A 10,441-nucleotide genomic window follows, 5' to 3' on the forward strand; every position below is an offset into this window, starting at 1 on the left:
TCTTGTGGAACAGGCATCTTGCCTGTTCCTGAGAATGGTACGGGCGGGCTAGAAGCCCAACCCCTACTCCCCACAAGAAAATTTAGTTTTTGTGGAACAAGCAAATTCATGTCTTGTGGAACAGGCATCTTGCCTGTTCCTGAGAATGGTACAACATCTCAGATATTACCGAGTTTGAAAGATATTCTGCACCATTTTTTTATCTACACTCGCCGCCGCCTTATCCAATTCGGCAATCTCCCCGGAGTCTAACTCCCACCCCAAAGCACCAATATTATCCCTCGCCTGTGCCGCAGATTTCGCCCCCGGAATTGGAATAGTTTCTTTGCAGATGCACCAGTTGATTGCTACCTGCGAAACAGTCTTGTTTCTGAATGTCGCTATTTCTCGCAAACATTCCAAAAGCGATCGCATTCCCGGAAGTAGCTGCTTGCACGCCAAACCTCGGATGCCTTTAGGAAGAGATCCATTTTCGGAATATTTACCCGTCAGCAACCCCAAGGCTAGAGGACTGTAAGCAATCAATTTTATCCCCAATTCATCGCAAACATCTTTCAACCCTAATTCTGTCACCGGATAGGTAGAAAGTAGCGAATATTGCACTTGTAAAGTAACAATAGGAATTTGGCGATCGCTAAATCTTTGATGCACCCATTTCAGCCGTTTCGGCCCGTAATTAGACAAGCCCACTCCCTTGACCAATCCTTGCTCGTAAAGGTCAGCCAAACCGTCTAAAAGAGCCCCCTCTTGCCAAGGAGCGTAATTAGCTGTAGACCAGTGCATTTGCACCAAATCTACATTTTTTCCGAGGCGCGCCGCAGAGGCTTTGCCAGCCGATATCATTGATTGTCGCGTCAGTCTCCAAGGATAAGCAGCCAGTTTTGTCGCAATACAAATACTCTCTTTATTTGCACCTTGATATTGTTTAGAAAACAGCCCCAAAAGCTGTTCGCTACGTCCGTTTAATTTCCCCGTTCCGTAAGAGTCCCCGGTATCGAATAAAGTGACACCGTTACTAACACAAAGATTGAAAACGGCTTGCAATTCCTCGTCCATACTTTCATTGTAGCCCCAGAGTAATCTGTTGCCCCATGCCCAAGTGCCGCAGCCCATTTTTGGAAGTAAAATTTTTTGGTTAGTTGGCATTTTTTGATGGTAGTTGTTGGTAATACGGATATTTTATAGGAACATAATTCGGTATCCCCTAGCCCCCAGTAGAGCTGTTTCATTCTGCCACAGGCCGCCAGGGACTCAAGTCCCTGTCTAATAGCATAAGTCGGTTAAAACTCACATCTTGCACCATTGTCAAGAACAGGCAAGATGCCTGTTCCACAAAGAGTGAATTTTCTTGTGGAACAGGCATCTTGCCTGTTCCTAAAAAGCTTATTGAGAATGGTGCAACATCTCAGTTAAAACCGACTCAAATAGTAATCTCAATTTTGAAAATTAGAGTTACACATATATTCGGCGCTAACTCTATACAAAAACAGCTTTGATAGAATTGCTACAGTCGTCTTTAGACGACTTCAGCTATGAGACAGGGGTTTAAACCCCTGTCGGACTGTCGGACTACTTGCACACCCTACAAAGTTACTAATGACTGATGACTCTTTAATTCTTTTACGTGGTTGGTGATGGCGAAGGTGGGCTGTTTTTGGTAGGTTCCTCTGGCTTAGCTTTGGGGTCGGGTTTTGGTGGCGCAGGCGGAGGGAAAGTCGCCGCGCGTCTGGGCATTTGTAGCGCTGTTCGGAATGCAGAAGACGGGAAGAAAGCACTAAATTGAGAAAGTCGAACTGCTAGAGGTTCTGGTGCATATTCCCACAAGCTTTCGTAGTAGAAGAAAGCGGCGCCTAAGCCGTATTCTTGGACTGCTTGCACCTGAGATTTAATTTGCTGAATCGGTACGGGGTTATTTCTCAAACCAGTCATAATCCCAATTCCGGTGGGAATTTTTTGCTGTGCTTCTTGCATTTCTGGACGGTTAAGCTTGTCTACAAATGATTCTAGATTGGAACGGTAGACTTGCACGATTAGCTCGTCGGCAATATCCAAACGCACCCAAGCCAGCCAATCTTGCAGGTGATGTTTGTAAGCAAACTCGTAGTAATTGGGAGAAATTGAGAAAATTGCATTGGGTTTGACTGCTTTGACGGCTTGATTTAGCTGCGACATAAAAGCGGTAATTTTATTTGCTCGCCATTGCACCCATGCTGGGTTTTGAAAATCTTTGGGCGGAGCTTTTTTGGTTTCTTTGGTATACAAAGCAACTGTGTAGTCATCGTATCCAAATTCAGACGGCAAACTCATGTGATCGTCAAATTGAATGCCGTCGGCGTTATATTGAGTGGTAATTTCTAGTACGAGTTTGGTAATGAATTGCTGAACTTCTGGATGAAAGGGATTGAGCCAAACTACTTCGCCACCAGCACCGATTGATGTTTGGCTGCCGTCCTGTTTTTGTGTCAGCCAATCGGGATGATTTAAGGCTAATTCTGAGGTGGGAGGAGCCATGAAACCAAACTCAAACCAAGGAATTACTAGCAGGCCTTGGCGGTGAGATTGAGCGATTAAATCGGCGATCATATCTTGTCCGTCTAACCCTCTGTAAACAAAGGGTTGAATGTCTTTTTGCTGCGCTACATTGCTGGGATACATTGCATAGCCTGAATTCCAGACTACGGGATAGATTGTGTTGAAATTTAACCGTTTTAGTTTGCTGACAGCATCTCCTAGTTTGCGACGATCTCTGAGGATGTCTTTGTCGTTTGTCGTCATCCAAACGCCGCGAATTTCCTGGCGGGGTTCCTGGGCGATCGCCGGAATGAAGTTGTTCGCCAGCAATACTATAATGAATGAGAGGGCAAACAGAAGCGGGAAAAGAGTTTTAATCGATCGCTGCCAACGGCGCGGAATGATGCGTAATGTCATAGTTTTGAATGGTGAGTTAGCTATTGAAACACACCCTGGCATAATTTGGTGATAAAATTTGCTCGCTCTACAGTCTACAGCCATTTGCGCTGAATGTGGAATCGGTTAACTGAAATGGGTGAATTGATGTGCTGCGATCGCAACTGAGCCAAGTATAATTTGCGATACAGAGAGTAGGTGAGAGCATTCTGTCAAAAGGCTGGGAAATCATTCATTACGCACTGCCAGCTTTCCTTACCGGACAGTGCGGCCCCAGGAGTGCGAGTGCTGTACAATATTGGTACTGGAACATCTCGATCGAACATCTGTAATTGTGAAACATTTAGTGTTAATTGGCGGGGGTCACAGTCATGCTATCGTATTAAAAATGTTCGGTATCAACCCGCTGCCCGGTGTGCGTTTGACTCTGATTAGCGACGTGCTGCACGCGCCTTATTCCGGGATGCTGCCGGGACACGTTGCCGGGTTTTACGATTATGATGAATGTCACATTGATTTGCGATCGCTCGCGGAATTTGCCGGGTGTCAAATATTGGTCGATCGGGCGATCGCGATCGACCTTAACAAAAATTTAGTTATTTGTCAAACTTGTCCTCCGATTAATTTTGATGTGCTTTCTGTGGATATCGGCAGCACTCCTGCGACTTTATCTGTACCGGGTGCGGCAGAATATGCAATTGCAGCTAAACCCGTACCGGAGTTTTTATCTAGCTGGAATCAGTTAATTTCCGAAAGGCAAAACCATCCCGAAAAACCGCTGCGGATAGCCATTGTCGGCGGCGGTGCAGGCGGCGTAGAATTAGCATTAAATATGCAATCTCGATTGGGGAAGGAAGAAGGGTTCGGCAACAGATTGTGTAACGGATTTAACGGATTTAACGGATGGGGATTCAGGGAAGAGGCAAGGGGGAAAAAAGAAGAAGAACTAGAAATACATTTGTTGCACAGCGGTGCTGAATTAATGCCTGCACATAACCATCGAGTGCGTCGCCGCCTTCAAGAAATTCTCATAAGTCGCGGCATTCAATTGCATTTAAAGGAAAAAGTTTGTGCTGTAAAAAAAATCGAGAGGGAAACCACTCTTCACTTCCCTACCAATTACCAAATTTCCTGTGAATCAGGTTTAGAATTAGAGTGCGATCGCATTTTTTGGGTGACACAAGCATCGGCAGCCAATTGGATAAGAGAATCCGGTTTAGCAGCAGACTCAAACGGCTTTATGCAAGTCAACGATTGCCTGCAATCAGTCTCTCACCCCAACGTATTTGGGGCTGGCGATATCGCTGCGATGGTTAATTATCCGCGCCCCAAAGCAGGCGTGTTTGCCGTGCGTCAGGGCAAACCGCTGTTTGAAAATTTGCAGCAGTTTTTATTAGAAAAACCGCTGAAACCCTTTGCACCCCAGGAACAGTACCTAGGGTTAATTGGTACTGGGAATAAAAGGGCGATCGCCTCTCGCGGATCTTTCATGTGGGAATCGGCGCTGCTGTGGTATTGGAAAGATTGGATCGATCGCCAATTTATGCAAAAATTTAGCAATCTACCCAAAACCCGCAATGCCAAATAGCAAGACATTCAAATATTCTCCTCTGTTCCTCTGCGTTCTCTGCGTCCTCTGCGGTAAAGAAAAAAAGTATTATTCAAAAACCCTTTAAGCTTGCTATAGTAATATCAGAAGTCAGAAAAACTAACTATGTTCATAAAAATTGGATTTTGGCTGCTTTGGATTGCATTTATCACCTACGCCTTTGTATTTGCACCACCCGACAGCCCAGAAAAAACCATCACACTAATTACCAATATTTCCACAGGCAAAATAGCAGACATCAACCCTTTAATTGTAGCGTTATTCAACCTCATGGGAGTCTGGCCGCTCATCTACAGTTGCGTCTTATTTGCTGACGGCAGGGGCCAGAAAATACCTGCATGGTTATTTGCCACTTTATCCTTTGGCGTCGGCGCCGTTGCCTTGCTGCCTTATTTAGCCCTGCGCGAACCTAATCCAGAATTTCCCGGTCAAAAAAATATCTTTTTAAAGATATTAGACTCCCGTTTTACTGGATTTTTCTTAACATTAGCTGCTGTTGGTTTAGTTGCCTTTGGCTTGACAAACGGCGATTGGTCTGATTTTATTGGGCAGTGGCAAACCAGCCGTTTTATCCATGTAATGAGTTTAGATTTTTGTATGCTTTGCCTACTATTTCCTGCCTTATTAGGAGACGATATGGCGCGCCGAGGAATGCAAAACTCTACAGCATTTTGGGCAGTAACATTAGTACCGCTGTTCGGGCCGTTGGCTTATCTGTGTACGCGCAAACCGCTGCCGGAAACTAATACTAAAACTGTTACAAATTAGACAGCAGTGCTGGTAATTTTCAGTTTAATCTAGAAATCCATCACAAGTAATCAGACAAGAAACAGGCAAGATGCCGGTTTCACAATAAGTAAGTAAGTTTTATTGTGGGGAGTAGGGGTTGGGCTTATAGCCCGCCCATGAAACACTGATTACAAATAGTGCCAAATCTGAGTATGAATGTAAATAATTATCTCCCAGTCTCTAGCAAATGAAAAAATTTCCTATTGTTGGCATCACAACATACAACCGCTGTCCAGCAGGCGAGTATCGCTTAAATGGAACTTATATTGATGCAGTTCAGGCGGCTGGTGGCATTCCGATTTTACTGCCGCCCCATCAATTAGATCCGGCTAGTATTTTGGATGCAGTAGATGGTTTGATTTTTTCCGGGGGCGGAGATATTAACCCAGAACTTTATGGCGGTTATGTCGATCGCACAGTTTACTCGGTTAATGCAGAACGCGACAATTTTGAATTAAGCTTAGCAAAGCTAGCTTTGAAGGCTGACATACCTGTGTTGGGGATTTGCCGGGGAATGCAAATGTTGAACGTAGCCAGCGGCGGCAGTTTGGTGATTCACGTACCGGATGCTTACGGAGATGAGGTTAATCACGGATCGGGAATTCCGCCACGTGCGATCGAGCATACCATTGAAATTGAACCCAACAGTCGGCTAGCAAAAATTATGGGAAAAACTTCAACAACAGTTGTTTCCTGGCATCATCAAGCAGTGCGAAAGGTAACATCCGATTGGCAAATAGTAGCCGATGCACCTGACACTTTGGTAGAAGCAATGGAGCACTGCTATCACCCTTGGATGATAGCAATTCAATGGCACCCAGAAATGTCGCCAAACTGTTCGGTAAACTCTCGAATTTTTCAGGCTTTCGTAGAAGCAGCCGCTTCAAGATTTATGAATTCTACCAAGTCAGAATCCCAAGCAATTCCTACATTTTTGTAGTCACTTATTCTTGATAGTCAGTATCTATTTCAATATCCAGGGTATCTTCATCTATTCTGACATACAGAACATTCGGGCGACAGCAAACCTGACAATCTTCAATATATGATTGCTCCATACCACCGCTGATATCAACAAAAGTTGTACTCGGTTCGCCGCAGAAAGCACAGTAATATTCAGCCGTTGTTTGCATTTTTCTCGCACTCTCTTTTTGTGACTTCGTGGCGGTAGCGAAACATATCTGTTAACCGCATTTCCACCCACCAACCTAACAACAAATCGACAATCGGGCCGCCCGGAATCGAAAATGCGATCGCATCTGTCAATCTAGTCTTGCCATTTTCCGAGGTAAACTCGTGTCGGTGAACCCAACGTGCCATTGGCCCCTCAGTTTGTTCATCAACAAACAAGCGATATTGTTCGCACTCAGTGTGAGTCGCCACCCATTTTACAGGAATCGGCCCCAATAACAGGCGAAATTCTGATACAGCACCAACATCGAGTCCCCCTTCGCGGCGAATGATTTTCACCGGTTGCCAAGGCGGAGTCAAAAGTTGCAGAATGTCCGGCCTTTCGTGAAAGTTCCAGACTGTTTCAACGGTGGCATTAATTAGGGATGAATATCGAAAATTAGGCATTTTCTAGATTAAGTTAAACAGTTATTTCCGATCGCGTTTCAGCATTTGCAGTATTATCCTCTGTATCAGTACAAACAGCAACAGTTAGTTTCAATCCCAAAGCATTCAGCCAAGTTCCCAGATTATAAATCGCATCACTTCCTTGCTGCGACAGCAATTCCTCCAGTTTTTTTAAGTGCAATTCATATTGTTCAGGAGTCATTTTTGGTTGACCGAGAGCTTCTGCTACATCGCTGAGAGATCGTTTCAGCAATGCTTCGTCAGGTTCTTCGCCTTCATCTAATTCAAAATGAGTTTCGAGATAGACTGCCGCATAGCTGGGGCTTTTTAGCCGTGCCATCAAAAAGTCGTGATACGGTAAACTTTTAGGCATTTTTTTAACTCCTATAATCTGTCCAGTATTCTATTGCTTGGCGAATGTCTCGGTCTTGAGTGCTTTTATCTCCCCCGCACAGAAGAAGTATAATTGTTGTTCCTACTTGCCCAAAATAAATTCGGAAACCAGGGCCATAGTCTATCCTTAATTCAAAGACTCCTTCTCCAACTGATTGACAATCTCCCAAATTCCCCAAAATAACTCGGCTAAGTCTTTTGTTAATAATTGTTGAAATTTTGCTATTTCGGAGCGAATCAAACCAGTTATCAAACGGCACTTGACCGCCTACGGCAACATAACGCTGAATTTCCCTTGGTTGGACTTCTGGCATAATTGTATTATAGTATGTCGCTCCTCATCTTATCTTGAACCGGTTGCCAAGGCGCACTCAGAAGTTGCAGACAGTTAGTTTCAATCCCAGAGCTTTTAGCCAAATCCTCAGATTGTAAATCGCATCACTTCCTTGCTGCGACAGCAATTCCTCCAGTTTTTTTAAGTGCAATTCATATTGTTCGGGAGACATTTTGGGTTTACCTAGAGCTTCTGCTACATGACTCATGGCTCGTTTCAGCAGTTCAGGTTCCGGTGCTTCTTCTTCTAATGTCGCCGTTATATAGGCTGCTGCTAGTTCCGGCTTTTTGCTGAGATATTCAATCCAAAATGGATGATAATGTAGGCTTTTAGGCATTGTCTTAACTTCTAATTATACTCAAGAAATGCCACAGGCGAAAAATGAAAAAACTTAGCTAACTTTTGAATTTGACTCGCCGTCAGTTCCCGCTTTCCATTCATCACCTCAGATACCCAAGACTCGGATTCAAAAATATCAACCAAATCTTTTTCTTGAATATTGTCTTCAACCATCAATGCTTTCAGTAGTGCGATACCTTTCAAGACTGGCATTGGCTCATGTTTTTGTTCGTAATCATAAACAAGACTACCCAACACGTTTAAGTAATCCCGATCGTCCTGCGTGAGATTTCTCCGACTCACAATAGAATCAATCCGATTTTGTGTAGCGATTAACTCAGCTTCACAAGTAATGGGACGCGGTGGAAAAGTTGTGATTATCTCAATATAGTAGCTACTAGGAGTTTTCAAACCAGTCGTCATTTTTCCAGTTCTCCTTATTATATTCTGCATGAGTTAAAACACAGCGGACAAACACTATCTGGTATTCATAATCGATAAAAGCAATTAACCGATAGTTATTGCCACCAATATTAAATACCGTAAAGTTACCTACTAAGTCAGCCGAAGGAAATACTTTACGAATATCTACTAAACTTTGCCATTCAGCATCACAGCTACGCTGATACCATAGCAACAGACTTGTTTCAGCATTGGGGTGTGTTTCCCAAAATTCTTTTAGTCGTTTTCGGCTAATGACACGCATGAGACTATTATAATCTAATTTACTAAACGCGACTTAGTGAATTCTCACATTCTTGATTTGGCTGTCGTGTTGTATGACTCATCGCCTCCGCTAAATGCTTCTTCAAAGTCGCCTCCGGTAGCGGTCCTTTTAAATGACTCCAAGGCAAAACCTGCTCCAATTCCCACTCTTGAAAAACATAAAAATCCATCTCAGGCAACTGTCCCCGCAACTCCTTAAACGCCCGCCGATAACTGCCCAAAGTATCGCCGTAATGCCGAACTAATTCCAACAGCCGAGACAACCGCCGATCGCCCTTTGACAACAAACCCTGAATCACAGACCAGTTATAGCTTTCAGGTCTAAATTCTAAACCCAACTTCCGCAATTCTTTATCTAAAAACTTCAGCCTCTTCTCCGCATCTTTATTCACTCCAAACCACTGAAAAGGAGTGTGAGATTTCGGGACAAAAGTGCTGCATCCCAGAGTCAACCGCAAACCGGGAACAGCTTTTCTAATCGCCCGCATCATCGCCACCGTTTCCTCTAAATCCTCCATTTCTTCGCCGGGAATTCCCGCCATCCCGTAAAGTTTAATTCCCTTTAATCCGCCAGCCTTAGCATTGATAGCAGCTTGAATAATTTCGTCATTTGTGAGTTTTTTGTTAACGATTTTGCGGAGGCGATCGCTCCCGCTTTCCACGGCAATCGTCACAGATTTGCTGTCTCTGTTGGTCAATATTTCTGCTAGCTTAACTGTCACCGTATTCGTCCTTACCGAAGAAAGACTCAACCGCACGCCGTCGTATTTCGGATGATTCAAATGATCCAGCAACGCTTCAAATTCCGGGTGCTGAGTCACCGAAGCACCCAACAAACCCAAACGATTAGTCACAGCTAAACCCCGATCGATCGCCGGAATTAACGAATCCTCCAAACTCGCAGTTCTAAACGGCAAAGTCAGATAACTTGCCAAACAAAAACGGCACATTTCTGGACAACTACGAACCACTTCCACCATGTAAATATTTTCCCAAGCAGCTTTTTCTGTCACCACAGTGGAAGCAGATAAAGTATTGCCGCGGTACGTCTGTTTTTCAACCATACTGGGAATTCCCGAATCGACAGGATGAATCGATTTAATCCCCTCAGCCGCATCCAGATAAGTTACTTCGTACAAACTGGGGACGTAAACTCCCGGAACTTGGGCTAAATGCCGCAATTTAGTTTGTCTGTCGGCGCTACGGACTTCTTTATAAGCATCAATAAAATTGTCAATGAGATGTTCGCCATCTCCCAGCAAAATCACATCAAAAAAATCGGCAAAAGGTTCTGGATTCGCAGTAAAAACCGGGCCACCCCCGAAGACGATCGGATGATTATCAGTTCGTCGTGACGCCCAAATCGGAATTTCTAGAGATTCCAATAAATTTAGAATATTTACATAGTCTAGTTCCCAAGAAAGCGAAAATCCCAGTAATTCTGGATTTCGGGGAAGTTGTTCGCTGATATCAGTAAATAAACGACTGACTTCAATATCCGATCGCACAGCCAAAGTGGCCCACACTATCTGATAGCCGAGACTGGTAATACCCACCGTGTACTCGTTGGGAAAAGCAAAAATAGTCGGGATAGCATCAGCATCGGGGGTTGCTGGGGCAAATAGTAAGCGTTCTTGGGCAAATGGATTAGGATTCATCCGATTTTAGATTTTAGATTTTAGATTTTAGATTAAGCTGTTGTGCATTTAAATAGAATGTCAAAAAACAATCTAATTCTTGTGGGGTGGGCGTCTCGCCCGCCCTGA

General features: G+C 44.1%; 15 protein-coding genes. 4 read left to right on the forward strand and 11 right to left on the reverse strand.

The genetic code is table 11. The features are described 5' to 3' along the window. Window positions 1-165: 165 nt before the first annotated feature. Together QUB20_RS20265 and QUB20_RS20270 are read right to left on the reverse strand one after the other, a co-directional pair. Entirely contained in the window at window positions 166-1,146 is a 981-nt protein-coding gene (locus tag QUB20_RS20265; RefSeq protein ID WP_333248798.1) for an aldo/keto reductase, read from the reverse strand. Between the two features lie 79 nt (window positions 1,147-1,225). Next, a complete protein-coding gene (locus QUB20_RS20270; protein WP_333248800.1) occupies window positions 1,226-1,363 on the reverse strand; it encodes a hypothetical protein in 138 nt (45 codons plus the stop codon). 1 nt (window position 1,364) lies between these two features. Between QUB20_RS20270 and QUB20_RS20275 the strand changes: the two genes are divergently transcribed. Beyond that, entirely contained in the window at window positions 1,365-1,496 is a 132-nt protein-coding gene (locus QUB20_RS20275; RefSeq protein WP_333291611.1) for a hypothetical protein, read from the forward strand. Window positions 1,497-1,620: 124 nt separating this feature from the next. Here QUB20_RS20275 and QUB20_RS20280 read toward each other — a convergent pair whose 3' ends face one another. After that, window positions 1,621-3,012: a glycoside hydrolase family 10 protein gene (locus QUB20_RS20280; protein WP_333248802.1), complete on the reverse strand. Its 1,392-nt coding sequence runs from the start codon at window positions 3,010-3,012 to the stop codon at window positions 1,621-1,623. A 229-nt stretch (window positions 3,013-3,241) separates the two neighbouring features. Here QUB20_RS20280 and QUB20_RS20285 point away from each other — a divergent pair, with 229 nt between their 5' ends. The 3 genes from QUB20_RS20285 (at window position 3,242) to QUB20_RS20295 (ending at window position 6,245) form a co-directional block, all read left to right on the forward strand. After that, window positions 3,242-4,495: an FAD-dependent oxidoreductase gene (locus tag QUB20_RS20285; RefSeq protein WP_333248805.1), complete on the forward strand. Its 1,254-nt coding sequence runs from the start codon at window positions 3,242-3,244 to the stop codon at window positions 4,493-4,495. Window positions 4,496-4,621: 126 nt separating this feature from the next. Continuing rightward, window positions 4,622-5,284 carry a DUF2834 domain-containing protein gene (locus QUB20_RS20290; RefSeq protein WP_333248808.1) on the forward strand — a complete coding sequence of 221 codons (663 nt, stop codon included), beginning with the start codon at window positions 4,622-4,624 and terminating at the stop codon, window positions 5,282-5,284. 208 nt (window positions 5,285-5,492) lie between these two features. Further along, window positions 5,493-6,245 (forward strand): gamma-glutamyl-gamma-aminobutyrate hydrolase family protein, encoded by a 753-nt coding sequence (locus tag QUB20_RS20295; protein ID WP_333248811.1) that lies wholly within the window; start codon window positions 5,493-5,495, stop codon window positions 6,243-6,245. Between the two features lie 4 nt (window positions 6,246-6,249). Here QUB20_RS20295 and QUB20_RS20300 read toward each other — a convergent pair whose 3' ends face one another. From QUB20_RS20300 to QUB20_RS20335, 8 genes are read right to left on the reverse strand one after another with little or no spacing between them, the layout of a single operon-like run. Continuing rightward, window positions 6,250-6,438, reverse strand: coding sequence for a CPXCG motif-containing cysteine-rich protein (locus QUB20_RS20300; RefSeq protein WP_006635525.1), 189 nt, complete (start codon window positions 6,436-6,438; stop codon window positions 6,250-6,252). Further along, window positions 6,422-6,883 carry an SRPBCC family protein gene (locus QUB20_RS20305; RefSeq protein WP_333248814.1) on the reverse strand — a complete coding sequence of 154 codons (462 nt, stop codon included), beginning with the start codon at window positions 6,881-6,883 and terminating at the stop codon, window positions 6,422-6,424. The genes QUB20_RS20300 and QUB20_RS20305 overlap by 17 nt, the downstream gene beginning before the upstream one ends. A 13-nt stretch (window positions 6,884-6,896) precedes the next feature. Beyond that, a complete protein-coding gene (locus tag QUB20_RS20310; protein WP_333248816.1) occupies window positions 6,897-7,256 on the reverse strand; it encodes a transcriptional regulator in 360 nt (119 codons plus the stop codon). 4 nt (window positions 7,257-7,260) lie between these two features. After that, the gene (locus QUB20_RS20315; RefSeq protein ID WP_333248819.1) at window positions 7,261-7,590 is read right to left on the reverse strand and encodes a type II toxin-antitoxin system RelE/ParE family toxin; all 330 of its coding nucleotides are present in this window, start codon (window positions 7,588-7,590) and stop codon (window positions 7,261-7,263) included. 57 nt (window positions 7,591-7,647) lie between these two features. Next, window positions 7,648-7,947, reverse strand: a complete 300-nt coding sequence (locus tag QUB20_RS20320) for a transcriptional regulator (RefSeq protein WP_333248821.1) — start codon at window positions 7,945-7,947, stop codon at window positions 7,648-7,650. Between the two features lie 11 nt (window positions 7,948-7,958). Then, window positions 7,959-8,372, reverse strand: coding sequence for a transcriptional regulator (locus QUB20_RS20325; RefSeq protein WP_333248823.1), 414 nt, complete (start codon window positions 8,370-8,372; stop codon window positions 7,959-7,961). Then, window positions 8,347-8,655: a type II toxin-antitoxin system HigB family toxin gene (locus QUB20_RS20330; RefSeq protein WP_333133871.1), complete on the reverse strand. Its 309-nt coding sequence runs from the start codon at window positions 8,653-8,655 to the stop codon at window positions 8,347-8,349. The genes QUB20_RS20325 and QUB20_RS20330 overlap by 26 nt, the downstream gene beginning before the upstream one ends. Before the next feature lie 22 nt (window positions 8,656-8,677). Further along, window positions 8,678-10,333 carry a radical SAM protein gene (locus tag QUB20_RS20335; protein ID WP_333248826.1) on the reverse strand — a complete coding sequence of 552 codons (1,656 nt, stop codon included), beginning with the start codon at window positions 10,331-10,333 and terminating at the stop codon, window positions 8,678-8,680. Window positions 10,334-10,441 lie beyond the last annotated feature (108 nt).

This window comes from Microcoleus sp. B4-C2 (assembly GCF_036705265.1).
Taxonomy (GTDB): Bacteria; Cyanobacteriota; Cyanobacteriia; order Cyanobacteriales; family Microcoleaceae; genus Microcoleus.

Excerpts from the sequence above, each read along its gene's own strand:
- QUB20_RS20265 (WP_333248798.1), bottom strand. The coding sequence starts at position 1,146 with ATGCCAACTAACCAAAAAATTTTACTTCCAAAAATGGGCTGCGGCACT.
- QUB20_RS20270 (WP_333248800.1), bottom strand. The coding sequence starts at position 1,363 with ATGCCTGTTCCACAAGAAAATTCACTCTTTGTGGAACAGGCATCTTGC.
- QUB20_RS20280 (WP_333248802.1), bottom strand. The coding sequence starts at position 3,012 with ATGGCTGTAGACTGTAGAGCGAGCAAATTTTATCACCAAATTATGCCA.
- QUB20_RS20290 (WP_333248808.1), top strand. The coding sequence starts at position 4,622 with ATGTTCATAAAAATTGGATTTTGGCTGCTTTGGATTGCATTTATCACC.
- QUB20_RS20295 (WP_333248811.1), top strand. The coding sequence starts at position 5,493 with ATGAAAAAATTTCCTATTGTTGGCATCACAACATACAACCGCTGTCCA.
- QUB20_RS20300 (WP_006635525.1), bottom strand. The coding sequence starts at position 6,438 with ATGCAAACAACGGCTGAATATTACTGTGCTTTCTGCGGCGAACCGAGT.
- QUB20_RS20305 (WP_333248814.1), bottom strand. The coding sequence starts at position 6,883 with ATGCCTAATTTTCGATATTCATCCCTAATTAATGCCACCGTTGAAACA.
- QUB20_RS20310 (WP_333248816.1), bottom strand. The coding sequence starts at position 7,256 with ATGCCTAAAAGTTTACCGTATCACGACTTTTTGATGGCACGGCTAAAA.
- QUB20_RS20315 (WP_333248819.1), bottom strand. The coding sequence starts at position 7,590 with ATGCCAGAAGTCCAACCAAGGGAAATTCAGCGTTATGTTGCCGTAGGC.
- QUB20_RS20320 (WP_333248821.1), bottom strand. The coding sequence starts at position 7,947 with ATGCCTAAAAGCCTACATTATCATCCATTTTGGATTGAATATCTCAGC.
- QUB20_RS20325 (WP_333248823.1), bottom strand. The coding sequence starts at position 8,372 with ATGACGACTGGTTTGAAAACTCCTAGTAGCTACTATATTGAGATAATC.
- QUB20_RS20330 (WP_333133871.1), bottom strand. The coding sequence starts at position 8,655 with ATGCGTGTCATTAGCCGAAAACGACTAAAAGAATTTTGGGAAACACAC.
- QUB20_RS20335 (WP_333248826.1), bottom strand. The coding sequence starts at position 10,333 with ATGAATCCTAATCCATTTGCCCAAGAACGCTTACTATTTGCCCCAGCA.